Origin of the sequence: Pseudomonas fluorescens group sp., from assembly GCF_020093335.1 — a bacterium.
Classification (GTDB): Bacteria; Pseudomonadota; Gammaproteobacteria; order Pseudomonadales; family Pseudomonadaceae; genus Aquipseudomonas; species Aquipseudomonas petroselini.
Genome location: NZ_JAIOKW010000001.1, coordinates 88,025 through 110,398 on the forward strand (window position 1 = coordinate 88,025; position 22,374 = coordinate 110,398).

Below are 22,374 nucleotides of genomic sequence, written 5' to 3' on the forward strand. Positions count from 1 at the left end.
ATTGTGTGAATTGTGATTTCAGGTGCTGCTATCCATCCTCGGCCGTCGTGGGCACGCAGGAGCAGCCTGTTCTCTTCTGACGTGTGACGAAATCCCTTGAAGCTCATCATTGTTGTTCTTTACGTTGCCTCGATTGCGTATGTCCACCTGCGTGGCCGGGTGCGACACAAGCTGGGCCGCCAGCTCAGTGATCATTCGACCTTTCTCGCCCCGATCAACTGTTTTCTCTATCTCTTCTCCAAGCTGCCCAGCCGGCCCTACCTGTCGCCCAGCGATTTTCCCGACCTGAGCCCCCTCCAGGAACACTGGGAAGAAATCCGCCGGGAAGGCCAGAACCTGATGCGTGCCGGGGAAATCAAGCGTTCGGACCAATACAACGACGTCGGCTTCAATTCGTTCTTCAAGTCGGGTTGGAAACGCTTTTACCTGAAATGGTATGGCGACAGCCATCCGTCGGCGATGAAGCTGTGCCCGCGCACCACGGCGTTGGTCCAGAGCATCGGCTCGATCAAGGCCGCGATGTTTGCCGAGCTGCCGCCGGGCTCAAAATTGGTACGCCACCGTGACCCGTATGCCGGCTCGTATCGTTATCACCTGGGCCTGGATACGCCTAATGACCCAGGTTGCTACATCAACGTGGATGGCGAAAGCTACTCCTGGCGTGATGGCGAGCCGGTGATGTTCGACGAGACTTATATCCACTACGCGGAAAACACCACACAGCAGAACCGCATCATCCTGTTCTGCGACATTGAGCGTCCGATGAAGTACCGCTGGGCGGCGGCTTTCAATCGCTGGTTCAGCCGTACGGTCATGGCCGCTGCGGGTTCGCCCAATGATGAGGGTGACAAGACCGGTGGGCTCAACCGCGCATTCACGCGGCTGTACAAGATCCGTCTGCGTGGCAAAGAGCTGAAGAAGCGCAACCGTACACGTTATTACCTGGAAAAGTGGGCGATCTTCGCTGGTTTGGCAGCGATCTTCCTACTGATCTGATCGTCACGTTGGGCGGCATTCACACCGGTGGACGGGCGCCCAATTTGTCCCACATCTTCTGGCTGAGTTTCTGTCGGTTGGTATACCCGGCCCAGGGATCAGCCTTCAAACCGTTCAACCGCTGCTGCACATTGGCGACAGTCCATTGCTGCGCGCTGCGTAAACCCTTCAACTCCTCACGGCTGATCGGCACCGACACCGGCAGGCCAGGGCGTGCCCGCACGGAGTAGGCCGCCACGGTGCTGGCGCCCCGCGCGTTGCGCAGGTAGTCGATAAAGATCTTGCCGACGCGGTTTTTGGGCCCTGACGTCGCGGTAAAACGCTCGGGCAGTTGCTCGGTCATGAACTGGGCGATGGCCTTGGCGAACGCCTTGACGGTGTCCCAACCGTCGCGGCGCGCCAGTGGCACGACCAGGTGCAGTCCCTTGCCTCCGCTGGTCTTGACGAACGCTTGCAGCCCCAGTTCATCCAGCACCGACAGGGTCAGTTGCGCCGCTTCCAGCATGGCTTTCCAGGGCAGCGCCGGGTCCGGGTCGAGATCGAGCACAAACAGGTCGGGGGTTTCGATCTTGTCTGAGGTGGCGCCCCAGGTGTGAAATTCTACGGCACCCATTTGTACGGCACCGATCAACGCGCGGGTGCTGTCGATTTCCATCAGGCGCGCATGCCCTGGGTCGAGTGCCTGATCCAGGTGCTTGATGTTGGGAATGGCTAGGCGCTCTGAATGTTTCTGGAAGAATGGCTCGCCTTCGATGCCTTCAGGCGCTCGCAGCAATGAAACAGGGCGGTGGCGCAGGAAGGGCAGGATCCACTGGCTGATGCTGTCGTAGAACTGTGCCAGTTGCTGCTTCCGGGTGCCGCTTTGCGGGTCGATCACCCGGTCGGGGTGGGTGATCGTTACCGCAGCGCTGGTTTTTTTCGCGGGTTTCATGGCGTTGGCCGTTCGTGGTAGCTCGTGAATGATCTCGGCGGCCGGTTTGTCGCTGCGCAGCCCCACGAATGCCGCCTGGCGGACCACACCTTCCCGGGTCCATTCGGCGAATTGCACCTCGCCAACCAACGTCGGCTCCACCCAGTGCACGCCACGGGCCTGGGCGCTGCTCAGCGGCTTTTCCAGCGGCGATGTCTTGCGTTCCAGGGGCTTGAGTTGCGCGTAAATCGCTTTCAGTGACGCGTGATCAAAGCCTGTGCCCACACGCCCGGCATACACCAGCCCGGCATCGTCATTCACCGCCAGCAACAGCGCGCCGAAACCACTGCGTGAACCCTGTGGCCGGGTGTAGCCGACGATCACGAACTCCTGGCGCAGGCGGCATTTGAGCTTGATCCAATCGGCACTGCGACTCGACACATAGGGGCTGCCCAGGCGCTTACCGATCACGCCTTCCAGGGCGAGGTCACAGGCACTTTCGAAGATATCGCGAGGGTGGGCGGTGAAGGCTTCGGAGAACCGCAGCAACTTGCTTCTGCTTACGGCCAGCGCGTCCTTGAGCGCGGCGCGGCGTGCCTCGACAGGCGCTTGGCGTTGATCCTGGCCGTTGAGGAATGGCGCATCGAACAGGTAGTAGACAATGTCCAGGCTGCGGCCGATATCGAAGGCGTTTTGCAGTGCCTGGAAGTCCGGCAGGCCGTCGCCGTTCAGGCTGACCACCTCGCCGTCGAGCCAGCTGTCCTTGAGCTTGAGGGCCTGCAGGGCCTTGACCTGGCGCGGCAGGCGTTCGGTCCAGTCATGGCCGTTGCGGGTGAACAGGCGCACCTCGCCGTCACGAATGCGCGTGAGCATGCGGTAACCGTCGAACTTGATTTCGTACTGCCAGTCGCCTTCGGGGGCGCGGTCCACCAGCGTGGCCAATTGTGGGTTGAATTGTTCGGGGAGGGCGGTTGCCGCTGCTTGTTGTCGCGTAGCTTTGGTGCTGGGCTTGGCGTTGTATTTAACGTTGTATTTAACGTTGTATTTAACGTTGGATTTACCTGCCGAGGCGTCGCTGACCACGCTGTCCGGTTGAGCCTGAACGATGTCGTAGTCGTCTGCCGGGCGCGCCTGCGCGTCCTTTTCCTTGATCAACAGCCATTGTTCCTTGTCGCCGCTGCCCTTCAGGCGGGTGCGCACCAGCGCCCAGTCGCCGGAGAGTTTCTCGCCGACCAGGGTGAATGTGAGCTTGCCGGCGGCGTAGGCCTTACGCGGGTCATCATGGGGTTGCCAGATGCCGCGATCCCACACGATGACGTCGCCAGCGCCGTATTGGCCGGCGGGAATACTGCCTTCGAAGCTGCCATAGCTGAGGGGGTGATCTTCCACGTGGACGGCCAGGCGCTTTTGGCTCGGGTCCAGGCTCGGGCCCTTGGGCACCGCCCAACTGAGCAGCACGCCGTCGAGTTCCAGGCGAAAGTCATAGTGCAGGTTGCGCGCGTCATGTTTCTGGATCACAAAAGACAGCGCCGACGCGTTGCGTTTGCCGGCAGGTGCACGGCCTGCCGGTTCGCCGGTAACGCCGAAGTCGCGCTTACGGTTGTACTCGCTGAGGGGCTTTGGCATGGGTCATGAGGCCTTGGTGGATTTCTTCGCCGCCGGCTTCTTGGCGGGCTTGCCGGCCAGGCTGCGCTTGAGCAGTTCCGTCAGGTCGATCACGTCGGCGGACTTGCGCGCTTCGCTGTCCTGGCTGGTTTCCACGTCTTCGATCTTGCCGGCCTTGGCCTTCTTGGCCACCAGCGCCATGATTTTTTCCTGGAAACTGTCACGGTAGTCATCCGGCTGCCAGTCGGCGCTCATGTCTTCTACCAGGCGCTTGGCCATGTCCAGTTCGCCCTTGGCTAGGCTGGGTTTGGTCACGTCGCTGTCCAGTTCCAGGTCGTCCAGGCTGCGGACTTCGGCGGGCCAGCGCAGCATCACCAACACCAGCGCCGATTCCAGTGGCATCAAGGCCGCCAGGTGCTGCTTGGTGTGCAGCACCACATTGGCCAGCGCAACTTTGCCGGTTTTCTTAAGGGTTTCCCTTAGCAGCGCGTAGACCTTGCCGCCCCGTTTATCCGGCGCGAGGAAGTAGGGGGTGTCGATGTTCTGCAACGGGATCTGGTCACTGGCTACAAACGCGATGATTTCGATGGTCTGGGTCGACTTGGGGTGGGCCGAGCGGATTTCCTCTTCGCTGAGCACCACATAGCGGCCTTTTTCGAACGCAACGCCTTTGACGATGTTCTCTTTCGTCACCTCTTTACCGGTGGTCTTGTTGATGCGCTTGTAGCCCACCGGGTCCATGCTGCGCTTGTCGAGCCAGTCAAAGTCCACGCCCTGTGATGACGTGGCCGAGACCAGCGAGACCGGGATATGCACCAGGCCAAAGCTGATGGCGCCTTTCCAGATTGCCCGTGGCATAGGTGCGATTCCTTAAGTAGAGGCTGTGTTCTGGTGACTCGGACGCTGTACGAAAAGTTTCCACCGACAGATGCGCGGACAGATCGTGTTACACCTGATGAGAAACTATTTAGTGTCGAAAGCCGAACCCTAGGCGTAGCGTGTTATCGAAAGCAGGTAATCCTCGCCCTGAGAGGTTTCGTCATGAATAGCGGTATGCGTCACGTTGCAGCGCTGCTTGTGGGTTTGGCCCTTGCGCCTTTGGCGCATGCGCAAAACCTGCCCGGCAACAACAACGCCAACAACGGCCCGATCCACCGGGCCAACCCCAATAGCATGCAGGGCACTCAGCCCAATGCGCCGGCCATTCGCGGTATCCAGACCGGGCCGACCACGCGCACGCCGACCCTGGAGAACGGCGGTATCGGCAATCGTTACCCGCAACGCGATGCCACCCCCAGCCGTCCGACCACCGAAACCAAAGCCCCCACCTATGATGCCAACGGCAATCGCCGGTAAGGATTCAGCCTTATGTTTCTACGCAAAACCCTTCTAGCCGCCCTTTGTGCAACCACGTTGCTGCCGTTGACCACGGCTTTCGCCGCCGACGCCCAGCAGTTTCCCAGCGAACAAGGCAGCGTTACCGCCACCCCCATCGCCAAAGGCCTCGATCACCCGTGGGCAGTGGCCTTTCTGCCGGACAAGCAAGGCTTCCTGGTTACCGAGCGTCCTGGCCACCTGCGTTTTGTCAGCCCGGACGGCAAGCTCTCCGCGCCGCTGAAAGGCGTGCCTGAAGTATGGGCCAAAGGGCAGGGCGGCCTGTTGGACGTGGTGCTGTCGCCCGACTTCAAGCAGGACCGCATGGTCTACCTGTCCTACGCCGAAGGCGGCGGCAAGGGCGGTACGGCCGGCACTGCGGTGGGCCGTGGTCGCCTGGCGGCTGATCTGAGTGGCTTGACCGACTTCACCGTCATCCTGCGCCAGGAGCCGAAGCTGTCCACCGGCAATCACTTCGGTTCACGCCTGGCCTTTGACCGTGATGGCTACCTGTTCGTGACGCTGGGGGAAAACAACGATCGCCCGACCGCCCAGGACCTGGACAAATTGCAAGGCAAGGTCGTGCGCATCTATCCGGACGGCCGCGTGCCGGACGACAACCCCTTTGTCGGTCAAGAAGGCGTGCGCCCGGAGATCTGGTCCTACGGCCAGCGCAACCCTCAGGGGCTGGCGTTGAACCCCTGGAGTGGCACGATCTGGGAAAACGAACACGGCCCGCGTGGCGGTGATGAGATCAACATCATCGAGCGGGGCAAGAACTACGGTTGGCCGCTGGCAACCCACGGCATCAATTATTCGCTGACACCGATTCCCGAAGCCAAGGGCAAGACGGTGGAAGGCACAGTGCCGCCGCATCACGTCTGGGAAAAATCACCGGGTATCAGCGGTATGGCGTTTTATGATGCGGATCGCTTCAAGCCCTGGCAGCACAACGTGTTTATCGGTGCGCTGGTCGACCAGGAGTTGATCCGGTTGCAGTTTGATGGCGACAAGGTGATTCACGAAGAGCGCTTGCTGGGAGGCTTGAAGGCGCGGATCCGCGATGTGCGGCAGGGGCCGGATGGGTTCTTGTATGTGCTGACGGATGAGGATGATGGGGTGCTGTATCGGGTAGGGCTGAATCAGGACTGAAGTGCCGTAGCCGCGCGTGAGGGGGCAAGTCGAATCGTCGCACCGCCCCCTCACACATTTGCCAGGTCTTAAAGCCCCAGATCAGAAAGCCCCGGATGATCATCCGGGCGCCGCCCCAGCGGCCAGTGGAACTTGCGTTCGCTTTCCTTGATCGGCAGGTCGTTGATGCAGGCAAAACGATTGGCCATCAGGCCGTTTTCGTCGAACTCCCAGTTCTCGTTGCCATAGGAACGGAACCAGTTGCCGGAATCGTCGTGCCACTCATACGCATAACGCACCGCGATGCGGTTGTCGGTAAACGCCCACAGCTCTTTGATCAACCGATAATCCAGCTCCTTGGCCCATTTGCGGGTCAGGAAGCCCTTGGCGTCTTCGCGGTTGTAGGCAAATTCGGCGCGGTTACGCCAGTGGGTGTCGAGGGTGTAGGCCAGGGATACGCGGTGCGGGTCGCGGGAATTCCAGCCGTCTTCGGCCAGACGGACTTTTTCGATAGCCGACTCGCGCGTGAACGGCGGCAGCGGCGGGCGTGTTTCTGCGGCGGATGACATGGGCATTTTCCTCAAGACAATAAGGTTTCAGTCGAAAGTTGCGCTGACCTGTGCGTTCACAGTCCCAATAACGTTCGCGCCATGCATTGCGCATTATCGGCAGCTGTTGAATCACCCATCACCAGGGCAACGGTGATGGCGCCATCGATCAGGATCAGCAGTTGCGCGGCCTGCTGTGCCGGGTCGGGGGTGCCATGTGCTTGACAGAGTTCAAGTGCGTACTCGAACAGTTTCTGTTTGTGGGCCTTGGCCAGCAGGCGCACCGGGTCGTGCGGGTTGCCGGTTTCGCCGCTGGTGTTGATAAACGCACAGCCGCGGAAATCCGCTGTGTCGAACCAGGCCTTGAGCGCGCTGAACACCGCGAGCAGCCGTTCACCCGTGCCTTCGCTGCGTTCCACTTCGTCGCGCAGCCACTGCATCCAGCGCTCGTCACGACGTTGCAGGGCGGCAATCACCAATTCGTCTTTGTTGGCGAAGTAGCGGTAAACGCTTTTTCTCGAGACGCCGGCGGTTTTCACCAGGAAGTCCATGCCCGTGGCGGCGATGCCATGGCGATAGATCAACTTTTCGGCCACGTCGAGGATGATGTCGCGGGTTTCATTACCGGTCATATCGTTCATGTTGCAAACAGTAGAACGATCGTTCTTCTTGGTCAATAAATTTTTACATGCCGCGCAGCAAGACCTGAGCACCCCCATGGTGTAAGCTCGGGGACTCTTCGGATTCGACCCATTGCGAGCCTTATGCCGTCGTTCTTCAAACGCTCCCTGTTGCCCAAACTGCGCGGTTTCCCCCTCACTCCCGATGCCCTTGAGGTGCTGTCCGGCGCCGACGCGTACCGCCGTTGCCTGCTGGAAAAAATCGCCCAGGCCACGCGGCGTATCTACATCGTCGCGCTGTATCTGCAGCAGGACGAAGCGGGGCAGGAGATCTACGATGCCCTGCACGCGGCCAAGGCTGCGCGGCCGGAGTTGGATATCGTGGTGGTGGTCGACTGGCTGCGCGCCCAGCGTGGCTTGATCGGTGCCGGTAAACAGCCGGGCAACAGCGCCTGGTACCAGGCCATGACCCAAAGCCACAGCAGCGACGTGCCGGTGTATGGCGTGCCGGTGCAAACCCGCGAGCTGTTCGGCGTGCTGCACCTCAAGGGCTTCGTGATCGACGACAGCGTGCTGTACAGCGGGGCGAGCCTGAACAACGTGTACTTGCACAAGTTCGACAAGTACCGTTTCGACCGCTACCACCTGATCCACAGCAAGCCCCTGGCGGACTCGATGCAACACCTGGTGGAGCACGGGCTGATCGCCTCCAAGGCGGTTAATCGCCTGGACCTGCCCAACCCACCCACCACGCGCAGCTTGCGCAATGATATCGGCGACTTGCGCAGCCGCCTGAAACACGCGACCTATGACACCACGACGGGGCAGTTGCCCAATGGTCACCTGTCGGTCAGCCCGTTGCTCGGGGTGGGCAAGAACAACCCGCTGAACCGGGTGATCCTCGAACTGATCGCCAGCGCCCAGCAGCAACTGACCATCTGCACGCCGTACTTCAACCTGCCGCTGCCGGTGACCCGCGAGATCAACCGTGCCCTGGCGCGTGGGGTGAAGATCGACATCGTCGTCGGCGACAAGACCGCCAACGACTTCTACATCCCGCCGAGCGAGCCATTCAAGGTCATTGCCGCGCTGCCGTACCTGTACGAAATCAGCCTGCGCCGCTTCGCCAAACGCCATCAGCCGATGATCGACAGCGGCCAACTGAACCTGCACCTGTGGCGCGACGGCGACAACACCTACCACCTCAAGGGGATGTGGGTTGACCAGCGCTACACCTTGCTCACCGGCAATAACCTCAACCCGCGCGCGTTCCGTCTCGACTTGGAAAACGCCTTGTTGATCGATGACCCCCAAGGCCAGTGGCTGGCGCCGCGGCGTACCGAGCTGGCGCAGATTTTCCAGCACACCACGCGCATCGAGCGTTATCAGGATTTGCAAACGCTGCCGGACTATCCCGAAGCGGTCGGCAAGTTCCTGCGTCGGGTCAGCCGCGTGCGCATCGAGCGGTTGCTGTACCGGATCCTGTAAACCGGCAGGCAAAAAAAGACCCAGCCCCTTCAACAGGGCTGGGTCTTTTTTTGTGCGGCGTTTAGTTCAAGCCCAGCTTGCCACGCAAGGTGGACAGGTCTTCTGCCAGGGTATTGACCGGTCCCACCAGGGCCTTGCGGTCGTTTTCCTTGACCTTGTCGTAGGTCTCGAAGCCGCCGTCCTTGGTCTTGTACTTGGCCAGGATCTTGTCCACGCTGGCGAAGTTTTTGTCGACCTTGGCCAGGAAGGCCTTGTCTTGTTTCTCGATCTGCCCACGGAACAGGTCGACGATTTTCTTCGCGCCGTCGATGTTGCCTTGGAAGTCATACAGGTCGGTGTGGCTGTAGCGGTCTTCTTCGCCGGAGATCTTGGTCGCGGCGACTTCTTCCAACAGTGCTGCGGCGCCGCCCACGACTTTCTCCGGTGGGAAGGTCAGGCCGTCAACGCGGGTCTTGAGGTCGTTGACGTCGGTGTTGAGCTTGGCGGTGAGGGTTTCCAGGCCTTTGGTGGTGTTCTGCGAAAACAGCGCGTATTCGATGCGGTGAAAGCCGGTGAAGTCCTCGGCGGTCACGCCTTTTTCGTGGTCGTCGACGCGGGAGTCGATGGATGCATCGAGGTCGCTGAACAACTCGGCGATCGGCTCGATGGACTCATAGTGCACACGGGTCGGCGCGTAGAGTTTCTTGGCGGTGGCCAGGTCGCCTTGGTTGATGGCATCGGTGAACGCTTGGGTCTGGGTGACCAGTTCACCGATTTCTTCGGTGACGTAGATTTTGTAGTCCGACACCGGCCCTACCAAATCCAGCGGCGCGGTAGCGGCGAAGGCTGCCAGCGGCGAAAGGGTCAGCAATAACGACAACGCGATAGACGACTTTTTCATGGGAGGGTTTCCGCTCTGGGGTTTGTTTTAGGTAGGGGCAGTGGTGTGAGGGTGCGTTGCAGCCAGCAGCGTGCGCCCGAGGAAATCCTTCGGTCCCGTGACCCCCGGTAAGGTGAAGAAATACCCGCCGCCGACCGGCTTGAGGTATTCCTCCAGGGGCTCGCCGTTGAGCCGGGTTTGCACGCTGATAAAGCCTTTTTCCAGGTCAGCCTGGTAGCAGATGAACAACAGCCCCATGTCCAGCTGACCGTTTTTGTTGACGCCGTTGGAGTAGTTGAACGGCCGGCGCAGGATCAGGTTGGCCTGAGTCTGCGGGGTGCGCGGGTTGGCCAGGCGGATGTGGGCATCGAGCTTGGTCAACTTGCCTTCCGGGTCCTTGCTGTAGTCGGGCACCTGGCTTTCTTTGTCGCCGTCCATAGGCGCGCCGGTGGGCTTGATGCGGCCGATGATGCTTTCCTGCTCTTGCAGCGGGGTACGGTCCCAGCGCTCGACGAAGTTGCGGATGATGCGCACAGCCTGATAGCTGCCGTTGGCCGCCCAGGCCGGTTCGTCGCTGCCAGGCTGCACCCATACAATCTGGTTCATCGCCTTGTCATCGTTGGAGTTCGGGTTGGCCGAACCGTCACGGAAACCGAGGAAATTGCGTGCGCTCTGGGCCGGCTCGCCAGGTTTGGCAGGCGCCTGGGGCGGCACGCTGCCTTCCTGTTTCCAGCGCACCAGCAGCAGGTCCGGCAGGTTCTTCACGATGTCGCGCAGGGCGTGGATATTGGTGTCCGTGGTGTTAGAGCTGAATTGCAGGCTCAGGTCGCCGTGGCACTGCGCCGGCTCAAGCGCATCGTTGGGGAAACCGACCATGCGGCTCAAGCGCTTGGGCTTGACTGCCGCGAGGCCGAAGCGCTCATCGAACAGTGATTCGCCGACGGACACGGTGATGGTCAGGTTGTCCGGTGTGACCACCGGGCCGAGGATCCCAGAGTCGGTGGGCGGCAGCTTCGGGTCGACTTGCGGCACGGTGCCGCCGGTCATCAGGAAGGCGATGCGTTCGTTCAAGGTGCGGAACAGGCGCTCCAGGTCTTCACGATCACTGGCCAGTACGTCGAACGCCACGAGCATGCCGCAGGCCGGGCGTGGGGTGACGATACCGGCTTGGTGCGTGCCGAAAAAGTCGTGGTGGTCCTGGGTTTTATCACTGCGTGGCGCGGTGGTGACTTGCTCGGCGGCGGCGGCCATGGCCGGGCAGGTCAGGCTGCTGCCGGCTATGGCAGCGCCGGTGGCCGCCATGCCCAGGAGGACACGCCGGCGTTGGAGGTCAAACTGTGCTGAATCGCTCATGTATGCGGTCGTCTTCACTGCAGGCCGGAAAGGCCAAGGGCGGGGTCGATTCCATCGAGTGCAACGGCCAGAGCCTTGGCCTTGTCGGCGATCTGCTTGCGCTGATCGACGGTAATGCTGTCGTAGGTGGCATAGCCCTTGTCGACCTTGAAGCCCTGGAGTTCGGCATCGAAGGCGGCGAGGGCGCTGTCGACCTTGGGCAACAGGTCGGCGGCGGATTTGCTCAGCAGCGGTCGCATCAACTCGACGACCTTGTGGGCGGCCTCCAGGTTGGCGGCGAAGCCATTCAGGTCGACGTGGCTGTAGCGCTCCTCTTCACCGCTGATGGCACGTACATCGGCCAGGCTGTTGAGGTTGCGTACCACGATGCTCACCAGTTGCTCCGGCGGCAGCGACTGGGCCAGCAATTGTTGCTTTAGGGTGGTGACGTCGGTTACCAGGCGCTGTGCAATCGGCGCCAGGCCGTCGAGGCTGCGTTGCTGGAACAGGCTGTATTCCACGCGGTGGAAGCCACTGAAGGCCGGGTCCTGTTCGCGTTTTTCAAAGTAGTCGGCGCGGGCGTTGATCGCATTGTCCAGCTCCGCCAGGCGTTGAGACGCCGGGGCCAGTCGCTGGTAGGCCTCACGGGCGGGAACATAGAGCGCTTGAGCCTGGGCGAGGTCGCCGCTGTCGATGGCTTGCTGCAAGGCGGTCACCGCCTTGATCAGCGCGCTGCCCTGGCTGCTCAAATACACGCGGAACTCCGACAGCGGGCCAATAAACGCCACCATCGACGGCTTGGCCTTGGCCTGTGCGTCGGACTCGGCGGTGGGCGTCACGTGCAAGGTGCCACGTGGATTGCTCAGCAGGCCGCAGGTGATTGCATAGTCGCCGGGCAACAGGTTGGCGTTGATCACCTGGCTGAGGCCGGGGGCGATGTTTTCCCGTTCTTCGACCACCAGCACGCCGTCGAGGATTTCCCATTCCACCGCGCGGTCGGAGCGGTTGATGATGCGGAAGCTGGCGCGGCCGGCCGGTACCGTCAGTTCATTCGGCTCACAGGCGTGACCATGAATGGTCACGGCAATTTCATTGTGGTTGGTCTGGCGCTTGCTGGCCGCCAACTGCGAGGCGTAATAGAACAGGCCACCGGCGGCGATCATCACGACCACCGAGCCCGCCACGGCCCAGCGCAGGGCGCGGGGTGGCGAAGCCGGTTGAGGAGTTGGGTTGGACAAGGGACGGTCCTTACTGGCTGGAAACGGAAGAGGGGGCGGCGGCAGGCTTGGACGGCGCGGCGGGCAGGAAGAACATCACCAGGGCCACCACCAGGTAAATCAGGTAGGCGCCGAGGGTGCTGATGGTGGGGGCTTCCTGATAGCCGAACATGCCGGCAAGTACCGAGCCCAGCGGGCTGTCCATTGGCAGCGCGGCGCTGAAGTCGAACAGCACGGTCTGCAGGTGATTCCACACGCCGGCTTCGTGCAGCGCTTGCACTGAATTGGCGAGGATGCCGGCGGCCACCACCAGGATAAACAGGCCGGTCCAGCGGAAAAACGCACCGAGGTTCAGGCGCATGCTGCCGGTGTAGATCAGGAAACCCACGATGATCGCCAGGATCAGGCCGAGTAGGGCGCCAATCGGTGCGCCTGGGCCTTCGCTCTGCTGGAACACCGCTAGCAGGAAGAACACGGTTTCCAGGCCTTCACGGGCCACGGCGAAAAACACCATGAGAATCAGGGCGGTGACTTGATGCTTGGAGCCCGCCAGCGCGTGATCAAGGGATTCGTGCAGCGAGTGCTTGATGGAGCGCGCCACTTTGCGCATCCAGAACACCATGGAACTGAGGATGCCCACGGCGACCAGGCCGACGATGCCTTCGAACAGCTCCTGCTGCTTTTGCGGGAATTCGGCGCTGACCAGCTCCAGGCCGCCACCGACCAGCAGGGCCAGCGCAGCGGCGAGAAACACGCCGATCCACACGGCGGGCATCCACTGGCCCCGGCCGGTCTGCTGCAGGTAACTGGCGATAATGCCAACAATCAATGCGGCTTCAATGCCTTCGCGCAGCATGATGAGAAAAGGAACGAGCATTCGGCACCGCATCAGAATTAGATAGGATGCTAATTTGTAACATAATGATACTCATTACTAAACAGGCAATCTTGACATTTGCTGAACCGTGGCTGAACAGCTGTTGAGGGCGTGTCAGCCACGCCTGCCGAACAACCGCTGTGCGAGACCCAGGCCCTGCAGCGTCGCCACGTAGCCGATAAAGGCGTAAGGGCCAAGGATGACCCAGATCAGCGCGCCCAACAGCCAGCACGGCAAAATCTCGCGGATGAACAAGGGCGAGGGTCGGCGAAAGCTCAGCCAGCGCGACAGCGGCGAGAGTCCGTCGTCGATTTCACCGTAGCCATCGGTGGCGGGACGCCAGATCGCCAGGATCAACAACGCCGGAATGGCAATCAGGAAGGCCCAGGTTGGCGCCATTCCGAGGGTTTCCATCAGGGTATGGTTGGTCACCTGTTGGTCGTGGATCGTCCAGCCGGCGGCCATGCCCAGTAAGGCTACGAACATCGGCCACGGTCGGGTGGCACGTTCCCAGTCGCGCCAGAAATACGGATCGCCGCCGGGCATCAGGGCGCAGAGTGACGGGTACTGGCTGAGGATGGTTTCGCTGAGCGTACGGCAGGCGTTCCAGTCGGACTCGCCAAAGCGCCGGGCGAAACGTTGCCGTTGCGCCAGTGGCATGTCGCCAAACAGCAATTTGGCTGCGCGACACTCCGCATCGCGCGAGTCCAGGCTGGCCTGCGCGAGTGTATGCGCCTTGAAACGCTCCAGCGCATTGCGTGCCTGGAGCTGCGACCATTCAGGCTCGGGGCAGGGGTTCTCCAAGTCTTTATCGGACCAGGCTTGCTGGGCGCACAAGGTGTCGAACAGGTCCTCGGACCAGCATCGGCTCGCCAGTAGGGCACGGGCCAGCAGGTCGTTGATCCGCGCGTGGCGAGGCAGCGGCTTTAGCCATTCAGTGTGGTTCATTTCGCTCAATGCGGCTTTGAAGGCTTCGACCTGTTGTTGATCGAGCAGCCCGACCAACCGCTGTTCGACGTGCGCAAACATCTGTTCCAGCAGCGCATCAAGGCGGTATGCGGGCAAGCGTGCGGGGGCTTCGCGTAACCAGGGGGTCAGCCAATGCAGGTGGGTGACGGCCCACTCGCTGATGGCGGGGTCTGCCGACGTCAGGCAGCGCTGCAAGAGCAGGGCCTCAAAGGCGTCGGCGCACTCACTGTCCCTGGCTTGCTGATAGAGGTGACGCAGATCACTGGGAGTGGCCTGCGCCACCAAGGCTCGGGCCTGTTCGACACGCGTGTCCGGTTCGGCCGGGGCAGGTTGCACGCTGTCGACGGGCACCGGCTGCGGTGTGTCAGCGGGCGCCTCGAAACGGCTCCACGCCAGGGCATGCTCATACGCCTCGCGCAAGCGCTGGAAGCCGCTGGGGTCCTCATCCGGACGATGCTGCTTGAGCAAGACGGCGTACTGACGCTTGATTGTGCGAGTGTCAGCGTCATGCGGTAGCCCAAGTACTTCCCAACAACTCATCGTTGCAACTTCCTGTCAGTAAAAATCCCGGCGCAGAATACCCGAGACCGGTTGCGCGGCGCCTACTCTTTTGTCGCGCGACTGCCTAAGATGGCGGCATTTCACGCCACCCAGGGCACGGACCGCGCCAATGTCGGAAAAAGACACCATCTCCCTCCACCTCGTGCGCGAAGCCTTGTTGCAAAGCTGCGCCCCTGGGGCGGCCACTGCCGACGTGCTGCTTAAAGCCGGGATCGAACCGCAACGGTTGGCCGAGCCCGGCGCGCGGGTCTCGGCCACGACCTATGCACGCCTGTGGCGCCTGCTGGCACGGCGCCTGGATGATGAGTTTTTCGGCATGGACCCACGCAAGCTCAAGTCCGGCAGCTTGGCGTTCCTCTGCCATGCGGCGATGGCGCAGCCGACCTTGGCCACTGGCCTGGAAACCGGCCTGGGGTTTCTGTCGTTGATGCTCGAACGCCTGCCCGCTGAATTGGTGCGCCAACAAAGTCTGGCGGAGATTGTGTTGCTCGAACCCGAGTCTGAACCCAACCGGGCCTTCACTTACTTTACCTACTGGATGATCGTGCACGGCGTCGCCTGTTGGCTCGCGGGACGGCGGATTCCGATCCTGGCGATTGAACTGCGTTGTCCGAAACCGGATTTCTGCGACGACTACCAGATCATGTTCTCCGACAACCTGCGTTTCGATCGGCCGCGTACCCGCATGATCTTCTCCGCCGACTGCCTGGACCTGCCGATCAAGCGCACCGCTGAAGAACTAAAACGCTTCCTGGCCCACGCGCCCGCCAACATCCTGGTCAAATACCGCGACCCCGACAGCCTCGCCACCCGCATCAAGCACGACCTGCGCCAATTGCCCCCCGACACCTGGCCGGAAACCGAAGGCCTCGCCGCCAGCCTGTGCATCTCCGCCTCCACCCTGCGCCGCCGTCTGGCGGAAGAAGGGCAGACGTATCAGGGGCTCAAGGACAGTGTGCGCAAGGAGCTGGCGATTGTGTGGCTGGCGGAGCCGCAGATCAGTTTTGCCGAGATTGCGGAGCGGTTGGGGTTTGCTGATACGAGCTCGTTTTATAAGGCGTTTCGTAAGTGGAGTGGGTCTAATCCTGGGCATTATCGGAGTTTGATATTGAATGATGCTACATAAAGCATTAGCGCGCAGATAAGGCTCTACTCCCTTCATGCGGTCGCGGTTCAGAAAAAACATCACAAGGTCGAACACGGCAAATTTGATGTCCAATTCGACCAAGACCGCCAAGCTGCGGATGGATTTCCAAAATCCATATTCAGGCTTCTTGTCTTGTTAAATCGTTTTTTTTGCCACCTAAGAGCAATGTTGTGCTAACACCAAACAAGCCAACAAAACAGGTGGCTGCAACTATGATCAAAGTCAGCGAGAAGCCATACCTATCTAATAGCCCTCCGAAAACAGTGTAGGAGATACCGATGATGACTGAGTTAACTAGATTTGCAACTGAGAGACAAGACGCTCGGATACGTGACTCAATATTATCGTGAATATAGGTTTCATATGCGGTTTCATATATGGCAGGGAGCGACATTATTAGAAGAAAGGTTGCAATTGAAGTGATTACTCCGATGTTTAAAGATAAAACAAAAAGAAGAAAGGTGACAGCGCAGGTCGTAGTGAGAGCAATTGTGCCGAGAGAGAGCCTGGAACAAACGTAACCAGCAACCATGAACATTAATGCTGATATAGCTTCAACCGTAGCATAAATACCAGCGATCATAGGCACGTCTAAACCCTGCAGGGAGAAAAATGGCTGGCCGTAGATGAACAAAGGAATTGTTGAAAGCTCAAATAAAGAATATCCAATAAATAAAGGTATAAGGAAGGCACCTTTTTTAGAACGGAAAAAATTAATGAGTAGAGTAAAAATCCCCTCTGTTTTTTTATTGTTTATACCTGATTGTTTGATCGGGTTAAGTGACGTGTGCGGGAGTTTTATTTCTGGGATGAGTGTTACAGCAAAAGCTCCGATAAGCTTGGATAGCGCAAAAAATATATATACGCTATTCCAGTCAAAAGTATCTTGCAATACGCCACCAAGAAGCATAGATAAACCTAACGAAATCGCGCCAATGGCACGCGCGCGCGATATTATTTTAGGGTAGTCTTCCGCTCGACGTTCAGCTAGTAAGTTGTCATACAATAGTGCTCTGTCTGACCCGGAGCCCATAGCGATACTGGCGCCGAATAAGCAAAATATAATTGCGAAAGGAGTGAAAGAGGAAAATAATAAAAACCCAATGCCGCTTATAAATAATCCTAAAAAGCTAATGATAAGAGAAAGTTTGCGGCCGTATCGATCGGCGAGTAAACCAGACGGGATCTCTAACGCTACTGAAGAAAAGAATAGAAAAGATTGGAGAATACCTATCTCTCCTTGTGTGATACCAAGCTGCAGCAGGTAAAGCACAAATAAACTCCTTTGAACATCAAGATTCATGAGTATTGATAAGGAGTAGTATAAGTTATCGTTCTTGTTTTTTAGTATGTTTGAAATCCCCATTTTATTTAAATACCTGTTTTTTTGTAAGCTCAAAAGACCTGAAGTTAAAGTTTAAAATGCATGCATCTACTTTTGAAGTGCCAATTTTTGCTAAGTGCTGAAAAGCTTCCCAAGCCATAAGGTTAGCAATGATTGAATTTGTTATCCCGTTGGAAGGAAAACGTGCAGGAACAATTATTGTCTTACAAGCCTTGCGCACCTCTTTAATCCAGTTTAAATAGGCCTGAAATGAAGATCTATCTTTCAGGAGCGGTCCAAGTACGCCGTTATTAATGCCAACAGCACCGAACAGCGCTGATGAGCCTAATTTTAATGCTGCATTAGCTACGTGACTCTGAATAGCTCCTTTGGGTTCGTCAGCACAACAGATTATTAAGTCCGCGCCCCTGGCTAATTCTGATAACTGCTTGCTGGAGGTTATCTCAGCTATAATGGATTTAGCTTCTACGACTTTTTGATCTTCCAATAATCGTCGAGCAAGTATATCAGCCTTGTATTGACCAATATCTTGTGCGTTAAAAACAAATTGACGATTGAGATTGCTCATGCTTACTTTGTCGAAATCAATCAGTACAAAAGAGCCCACACCTGAACCTGCCAGGCTTTGTGCAAGTAAAGATCCAGTGCCGCCGCATCCAACCACTACTACTGATGAGTTGTTTAACTGTTGACTCATTTCTTGGTTTGGTGCAATAGCTTCATTCCATGACCATTGCATGGTTTGCAGCGGAGTCATCCCATGTGGCGGGGCACCATGGATGAGGTTAGCCTCTTTTAGCTTTCGAAGAAAGCTTCCTTCTGGCTCAGTATTAAATTCCAACACAACTCCCGTTGTGCTAAGAAGGTGAAGTGATTTAGCAATATCGGGATTATGGATATTGATGCTTTTGATGCCGTTTTCTGTGATTAATTTAAGTTGGTTGTCATAACTAAGAATGGCAATATCGCCGCGCAGTATCCAATGGTCTTTTTTCTTAAGCAAGGGAAGAGTCCTCTGTTATATTTGTGTCACTTATATGTTTAACAAACATCGCCATCGGTCTATAAACCGTTTCAGCTAGTAGCATAGGTAAAGCTTCACTACTGGATTTAGAGTAGAGTTTTAGAAAAATAGACCTCATCCGGGTGGTGGATTTAACCGAGGTGCTCAAACCAGATATTTTTCTTTGAAAGAGAATTAGACGCAAACTTTTTTCACTGGCCGCGTTGATAGTTAGTGTCTTTAGTTTTTCCTTTTCTGTATTTGTCAGTTCCTGCCAGAGTTGACTGCACTCCATAATGAGGTGAAGTGATTTCGTTATATTTTTTTGTCGTGGCTCAACAAATGCTTGAAGCAATATCTCTTCGGGGCTCATTATTTCAAACGGGCTATTTAACCGCTGATAGTTTGCAAGGATAGGGAAAGAGTAATATGAAGAAAATGCAGACCATGATAATAGTATTTTTGTATTGGTGTTGGGCATTATATCTAATGCCTTGGTTAGCCCAATGCCACGATATTGTGGATGTACAATAACTCGAAATGATTGCAATACATGTCTATTTACTTCTGAAAACTCTGTGAATATCTCAAATGCTTTTGGCCAAGGACGAATACATAAATTAACACCAATCAACTCTTCTTTAGAGTAAGCGGTGACAACGTGGTCAACTAGAGGCGCTAACATATCGATGTCATTAGGGTTGTCGTTTTCATAATGATAGCGAGAGAGTTTTTTGTAATCGTCTATGGTGCCTTTTTTGATTTTTATTCCTAGGTGTTCTAACATGTTTGTGGATATATTTTTTTTATTAAGAATGCGGTGTTTGCCATTTGAGCAAAGTTCAATGTGAATATCAGGTTTTAAGAAATCTACAATGTCATCATGACAACTTGCAATAAAAGCGCTTTGTTTACTAGAGCGAAGGTTTTTCCCTACAGTCATGGCGACAATTTGAGCTGTGCGCCTGTCCAGTCGTGTAGTAAATTCGTCAAGGATAATTGGCCCTACTCCTTGGAGTAAAGCTAGTGCAATTAGGAAACGTTCTTTTTGCCCATCAGATAGGTTAGAAAACGGACTAATCAGTATGCGTGGTTCTCCCAACCCAAATTTTGAAAGATAGCGGATGACTTCACCTGCATCTGTATAAGATATAATTTCCGCGATAGATTTTTCTTTGTTGATATAATTTGGTATCTTTCTTATTGCTGGGAAATGTCGAGAAATATCTTTTAATAGCAGGCTTTTACCTACTCCACTTGCCCCTGTTATTAGAATAATACCGTCTGTAGGGATATCTAAATCTGATAGCGACTCCTTCCATCCTTCTTCAGATAGACCAAAAATTCTTATTATATCTCGGAAAACTTTACTCGAACTGTTCAGTGGAGGAATATGCAGATCTACTTTTGTATTTATCGTTTTCATAGCATGGCTCGCATTAGCTATTAGTCACAGTAGGTATGTCAAATTTTGAGGTTGATATTGCTCAAGCAAATACTTGGAATGGCACCAATTATCACGGCTGGACATAAATCATCTAATAGGTCGTCCAGTAATTGTCTGTGCGCATTACTGAACTCAGGTGATTTTAATGTATTAAAATATAGCTTTTGGGCTTGTGATTCACTTCTCCAAGCTGGGCACAATATTAATGATGCATATCTACCCCAAGCATCATCGGTTGGTCCAGAAACGATCATTAGTCGCATAGCCGCTTTAACTTTTGGGTTTGAATAGCTATCAGAAACAGGGGTGCAAAGTATGCCGTTTTTATGAAGAGTCGTCGCAATAGACCAGGCTACTGTAGCGTTAGGATAATAATCGGAGAACGCTAGAATAAGACCATTTTTCGATGCGGTGGGCGACCAATCTAGAGTGATTAGGTTTTCAAGCGGCATTGGATCATCAAATGGCGTCGATGCGTTTGCCCAACCTACATGCTCCCCGCAGTTGTTTTGTTTTAAAATGTGTTTAATTTCTTTTCGAAGTGTTTTTTTATCATTCCCAACAAGCTCACCTGAAAAAACAAGAATACCTCTAAGGGATGTTTTTTTAACGATACGCTGTCCATTTGCTGATGGCATTGAGTTAAATGGAGTAGCGGTGTCTGCCGTTTGATTAATAATTCCTTTGTCGTAAAGAATGATGTTCTCTTCAGGGTTTCGAACAACTTCTATGAGGATAGAAGGGATGCTGTTGTCGGGGCAAAAAGCTTCCCACCGGTTGGGGGCAATTTCGCAGATTTGTCGTGCCCCAGGCCATTTATTAGCACGAAACGGTATCCAAGCAGGGGACGATAGCAATCCCTCAAAAGCTGAAACTTTTTCCTGAAAGCTGATAATGGCGCTGCCATTCTCTGTTAACCCAAACGTTGCTTTATTCGTGATTAGATTACGGACAATGACATCATGACTAGTCAGATGATTAAGTCCGTTTAAGTAATCCGTTCCTGAGATGTCATGAAGTTTGCAACTATTGTTGGCTTTGGGGGAAAGAGTATAAGTATGTCCCTCATCTTTAACGTATATATCGCATCCGCCTCCTATGCTAACGTTTGGGAGTGGTGCAGACAATGGTGCTCGTGGAGGAAGAGCTCCCAAGCTTGCTAACTGTAAAGCTCCATAGTTTCGAGGAGATTTTAATGATCCAGGAGGCGCGTCCACGGCAATTCTAATTAATTTATTGGTCTCTGTCACACATCCTCCTAACTTTCTTTCGGTATCAGTTTGCCAAGAGTGTTTGATTGTTTTTCGTTTTGTGTGTGTCGGTCGAGTTAATTCATATTAATGCTATATGTTGACTGTATTGAAGGGTCGTAAAAAGTATTTGATTTTTTAACGTTTTCTGGTTAAAGCGTTGCGCATTAACTAACAGAGTTTTTAAAATAATAGTCGTTTAGGTAGTCTTGGGAGGTTTTTGCTGATTTTTCAAGAAAATCAATATAGTTTTTCTCATTCTCAATAAAGCTACCAATCTTGTGAGATAAAGGAGGGGGTGATTTTTTTTCAGCTTTTAATAGTTCCTTTCTAGCATCCTTTCCTAAATTTTCGATTTTACTTAATATGGGTAGAACGAACCCACGCATTTGTTGTTCAAAAAGTGGAAGTCTATGAGTATCTACATGTAGGTTTTGAACTGCAATAGTGAACCCGCAGTTGATTACATTATGCCACCAACCAGGGGGGATATAAAATGCATCACCTGCCGATATCGTACCTTCAAAAATTTCGGCTCCTTGCGCGAATACATGATTAGCAATTTCAGGATTGAATAAATCTTGTCCATTCGAAACTGCAAATGTATGGGAAGGCGAAACCATACGTGCTTTTTTTTCACCCACAATCATGGTTAATACAGAGTTGACGAAAAAAGAATCTGTATGTAAAGGGCTTGATACATGTTGGTAGCCGATAATTAAATTTGTCGGTGGTATTGATATAGAAGATGGCAGCTTGTACAACCAATTATCAGGAAAACAAGGTAATGTCATATCTATATCATCTAGAAGCTCAGGAAATTCTTTATGATAGATCCATCCACCCAAATATGGTAACTCAAAGTTATTATCATAAGTAGGTATGTTGTTTTCAGCTAAATTTATATATTCTCTTAGAGGTATTTTAACTTGGTTCTTATAAAGTTCTTGCTGTTTTGTTTTATAATAACAAACAGGCACTTGAACATGGCCATAGGTATTTCTGAAGAAGTCTGCAGACCAACGCTTAATAGCAGTCCAGTCTTTGCCCATTCCTTTTAGGATGACTGGCTTTTCATTCATGAGATAATTTTTTTGGAATAGTATTGCATTGCTAGCATCAATGCTCTCGAGAAGCGTGATGTTTTTATTTGAGGTTGACAAGGGAGTAATCCTTATTGAACCAGTCGCTGTTAGTCTTTTTAAAAAAGGCCAAACTAATGAATGGCCTTTTTTATCATGGTTTCAGCGAACTATTAACAGCGACTAAAAACAGCCTGAAGCATCAGTTCATCATCTGCTAAATCCATGAAGAAGGAGATATCTTCACTTTCATTAGTGGTGGAAAAAGTGATGTCTGATTCTAATGCGCATTCAACGGTTTCTTCACTTTTCATTTTGTGTACTCGCTATTTAATTGATGAGGTGGTAGAGGTTTCGGATTAAGTAGCCGCTGATTAATTAACATTTTGGTCCGGAACCACGCCACAGGCCCTGGTTCATTAGGGGTAAGTCGCGCAGTTCCTAAACTAATCAGCGCACCTTGATTAAAGACCATGTTGTCAGTCTTAAGCAAATGTGCACTTTGTAATTCTATGTGTCGGTGCGTCTCCAATAGGAGAAGTGGTTCCATCGATAGAAAATACTTCACTCTCTCCGCAAGGCGCAGTGCGGTATTAGGAAATTACTTACTTGG

General features: G+C 54.8%; 20 protein-coding genes. 5 read left to right on the forward strand and 15 right to left on the reverse strand.

What is annotated here, in order from left to right; translation table 11 throughout:
* The first annotated feature begins 96 nt into the window (after window positions 1-96).
* Window positions 97-996 (forward strand): lipid A hydroxylase LpxO, encoded by a 900-nt coding sequence (gene lpxO, locus K7431_RS00560; protein ID WP_012724091.1) that lies wholly within the window; start codon window positions 97-99, stop codon window positions 994-996.
* 19 nt (window positions 997-1,015) lie between these two features.
* On the opposite strand, the gene ligD is transcribed toward lpxO, so the two are convergent.
* Together ligD and ku are read right to left on the reverse strand one after the other, a co-directional pair.
* A complete protein-coding gene (gene ligD / locus K7431_RS00565) occupies window positions 1,016-3,532 on the reverse strand; it encodes a DNA ligase D (protein ID WP_012724092.1) in 2,517 nt (838 codons plus the stop codon).
* Window positions 3,533-3,535: 3 nt separating this feature from the next.
* A complete protein-coding gene (gene ku / locus K7431_RS00570) occupies window positions 3,536-4,369 on the reverse strand; it encodes a non-homologous end joining protein Ku (protein WP_012724093.1) in 834 nt (277 codons plus the stop codon).
* A 183-nt stretch (window positions 4,370-4,552) separates the two neighbouring features.
* Here ku and K7431_RS00575 point away from each other — a divergent pair, with 183 nt between their 5' ends.
* Together K7431_RS00575 and K7431_RS00580 are read left to right on the forward strand one after the other, a co-directional pair.
* The gene (locus K7431_RS00575) at window positions 4,553-4,867 is read left to right on the forward strand and encodes a hypothetical protein (protein WP_012724094.1); all 315 of its coding nucleotides are present in this window, start codon (window positions 4,553-4,555) and stop codon (window positions 4,865-4,867) included.
* Window positions 4,868-4,879: 12 nt separating this feature from the next.
* A complete protein-coding gene (locus tag K7431_RS00580) occupies window positions 4,880-6,037 on the forward strand; it encodes a PQQ-dependent sugar dehydrogenase (protein ID WP_012724095.1) in 1,158 nt (385 codons plus the stop codon).
* Between the two features lie 68 nt (window positions 6,038-6,105).
* On the opposite strand, the gene K7431_RS00585 is transcribed toward K7431_RS00580, so the two are convergent.
* On the reverse strand, window positions 6,106-6,585 hold the full coding sequence (locus K7431_RS00585) for a nuclear transport factor 2 family protein (RefSeq protein WP_012724096.1): 480 nt from the start codon (window positions 6,583-6,585) through the stop codon (window positions 6,106-6,108).
* Between the two features lie 56 nt (window positions 6,586-6,641).
* Window positions 6,642-7,205, reverse strand: a complete 564-nt coding sequence (locus K7431_RS00590; RefSeq protein ID WP_012724097.1) for a TetR/AcrR family transcriptional regulator — start codon at window positions 7,203-7,205, stop codon at window positions 6,642-6,644.
* A gap of 123 nt (window positions 7,206-7,328) precedes the next feature.
* Between K7431_RS00590 and pssA the strand changes: the two genes are divergently transcribed.
* A complete protein-coding gene (pssA, locus tag K7431_RS00595) occupies window positions 7,329-8,672 on the forward strand; it encodes a CDP-diacylglycerol--serine O-phosphatidyltransferase (protein WP_012724098.1) in 1,344 nt (447 codons plus the stop codon).
* 61 nt (window positions 8,673-8,733) lie between these two features.
* Here pssA and efeO (K7431_RS00600) read toward each other — a convergent pair whose 3' ends face one another.
* The 5 genes from efeO (K7431_RS00600) to K7431_RS00620 all read right to left on the reverse strand — a co-directional run bounded on the left by efeO (K7431_RS00600) (window position 8,734) and on the right by K7431_RS00620 (window position 14,466).
* Window positions 8,734-9,552: an iron uptake system protein EfeO gene (gene efeO, locus K7431_RS00600; protein WP_012724099.1), complete on the reverse strand. Its 819-nt coding sequence runs from the start codon at window positions 9,550-9,552 to the stop codon at window positions 8,734-8,736.
* A gap of 27 nt (window positions 9,553-9,579) precedes the next feature.
* The gene (gene efeB, locus K7431_RS00605) at window positions 9,580-10,884 is read right to left on the reverse strand and encodes an iron uptake transporter deferrochelatase/peroxidase subunit (protein ID WP_043206236.1); all 1,305 of its coding nucleotides are present in this window, start codon (window positions 10,882-10,884) and stop codon (window positions 9,580-9,582) included.
* Between the two features lie 14 nt (window positions 10,885-10,898).
* On the reverse strand, window positions 10,899-12,101 hold the full coding sequence (gene efeO, locus K7431_RS00610) for an iron uptake system protein EfeO (protein ID WP_012724101.1): 1,203 nt from the start codon (window positions 12,099-12,101) through the stop codon (window positions 10,899-10,901).
* Window positions 12,102-12,111: 10 nt separating this feature from the next.
* On the reverse strand, window positions 12,112-12,957 hold the full coding sequence (efeU, locus tag K7431_RS00615; protein WP_012724102.1) for an iron uptake transporter permease EfeU: 846 nt from the start codon (window positions 12,955-12,957) through the stop codon (window positions 12,112-12,114).
* 114 nt (window positions 12,958-13,071) lie between these two features.
* A complete protein-coding gene (locus K7431_RS00620) occupies window positions 13,072-14,466 on the reverse strand; it encodes a J domain-containing protein (protein WP_012724103.1) in 1,395 nt (464 codons plus the stop codon).
* A gap of 130 nt (window positions 14,467-14,596) precedes the next feature.
* On the opposite strand from K7431_RS00620, the gene K7431_RS00625 reads away from it, so the two are divergent.
* Window positions 14,597-15,613, forward strand: coding sequence for an AraC family transcriptional regulator (locus K7431_RS00625; RefSeq protein ID WP_012724104.1), 1,017 nt, complete (start codon window positions 14,597-14,599; stop codon window positions 15,611-15,613).
* 139 nt (window positions 15,614-15,752) lie between these two features.
* Here the strand turns inward: K7431_RS00625 and K7431_RS00630 are convergent, their stop codons facing one another.
* The 6 genes from K7431_RS00630 to K7431_RS00655 all read right to left on the reverse strand — a co-directional run bounded on the left by K7431_RS00630 (window position 15,753) and on the right by K7431_RS00655 (window position 22,075).
* Entirely contained in the window at window positions 15,753-16,907 is a 1,155-nt protein-coding gene (locus K7431_RS00630; RefSeq protein WP_232504873.1) for an MFS transporter, read from the reverse strand.
* 94 nt (window positions 16,908-17,001) lie between these two features.
* Window positions 17,002-17,982: a ThiF family adenylyltransferase gene (locus K7431_RS00635; protein WP_012724106.1), complete on the reverse strand. Its 981-nt coding sequence runs from the start codon at window positions 17,980-17,982 to the stop codon at window positions 17,002-17,004.
* The gene (locus tag K7431_RS00640) at window positions 17,975-19,408 is read right to left on the reverse strand and encodes a putative transporter-like protein (RefSeq protein ID WP_012724107.1); all 1,434 of its coding nucleotides are present in this window, start codon (window positions 19,406-19,408) and stop codon (window positions 17,975-17,977) included. The genes K7431_RS00635 and K7431_RS00640 overlap by 8 nt, the downstream gene beginning before the upstream one ends.
* Before the next feature lie 38 nt (window positions 19,409-19,446).
* The gene (locus K7431_RS00645) at window positions 19,447-20,679 is read right to left on the reverse strand and encodes a hypothetical protein (protein ID WP_012724108.1); all 1,233 of its coding nucleotides are present in this window, start codon (window positions 20,677-20,679) and stop codon (window positions 19,447-19,449) included.
* 167 nt (window positions 20,680-20,846) lie between these two features.
* Window positions 20,847-21,842 carry a cupin-like domain-containing protein gene (locus K7431_RS00650; protein ID WP_012724109.1) on the reverse strand — a complete coding sequence of 332 codons (996 nt, stop codon included), beginning with the start codon at window positions 21,840-21,842 and terminating at the stop codon, window positions 20,847-20,849.
* Window positions 21,843-21,934: 92 nt separating this feature from the next.
* Entirely contained in the window at window positions 21,935-22,075 is a 141-nt protein-coding gene (locus tag K7431_RS00655; RefSeq protein ID WP_158309473.1) for a hypothetical protein, read from the reverse strand.
* Window positions 22,076-22,374 lie beyond the last annotated feature (299 nt).

What these genes read in the sequence shown, in the direction of transcription:
- K7431_RS00620 (WP_012724103.1), bottom strand. Translation starts at nt 14,466, where the DNA reads ATGAGTTGTTGGGAAGTACTTGGGCTACCGCATGACGCTGACACTCGC.
- ligD (WP_012724092.1), bottom strand. Translation starts at nt 3,532, where the DNA reads ATGCCAAAGCCCCTCAGCGAGTACAACCGTAAGCGCGACTTCGGCGTT.
- ku (WP_012724093.1), bottom strand. Translation starts at nt 4,369, where the DNA reads ATGCCACGGGCAATCTGGAAAGGCGCCATCAGCTTTGGCCTGGTGCAT.
- K7431_RS00575 (WP_012724094.1), top strand. Translation starts at nt 4,553, where the DNA reads ATGAATAGCGGTATGCGTCACGTTGCAGCGCTGCTTGTGGGTTTGGCC.
- K7431_RS00580 (WP_012724095.1), top strand. Translation starts at nt 4,880, where the DNA reads ATGTTTCTACGCAAAACCCTTCTAGCCGCCCTTTGTGCAACCACGTTG.
- K7431_RS00625 (WP_012724104.1), top strand. Translation starts at nt 14,597, where the DNA reads ATGTCGGAAAAAGACACCATCTCCCTCCACCTCGTGCGCGAAGCCTTG.
- K7431_RS00585 (WP_012724096.1), bottom strand. Translation starts at nt 6,585, where the DNA reads ATGTCATCCGCCGCAGAAACACGCCCGCCGCTGCCGCCGTTCACGCGC.
- K7431_RS00640 (WP_012724107.1), bottom strand. Translation starts at nt 19,408, where the DNA reads ATGAAAACGATAAATACAAAAGTAGATCTGCATATTCCTCCACTGAAC.
- K7431_RS00590 (WP_012724097.1), bottom strand. Translation starts at nt 7,205, where the DNA reads ATGAACGATATGACCGGTAATGAAACCCGCGACATCATCCTCGACGTG.
- efeU (WP_012724102.1), bottom strand. Translation starts at nt 12,957, where the DNA reads ATGCTCGTTCCTTTTCTCATCATGCTGCGCGAAGGCATTGAAGCCGCA.
- pssA (WP_012724098.1), top strand. Translation starts at nt 7,329, where the DNA reads ATGCCGTCGTTCTTCAAACGCTCCCTGTTGCCCAAACTGCGCGGTTTC.
- K7431_RS00655 (WP_158309473.1), bottom strand. Translation starts at nt 22,075, where the DNA reads ATGAAAAGTGAAGAAACCGTTGAATGCGCATTAGAATCAGACATCACT.
- efeB (WP_043206236.1), bottom strand. Translation starts at nt 10,884, where the DNA reads ATGAGCGATTCAGCACAGTTTGACCTCCAACGCCGGCGTGTCCTCCTG.
- efeO (WP_012724099.1), bottom strand. Translation starts at nt 9,552, where the DNA reads ATGAAAAAGTCGTCTATCGCGTTGTCGTTATTGCTGACCCTTTCGCCG.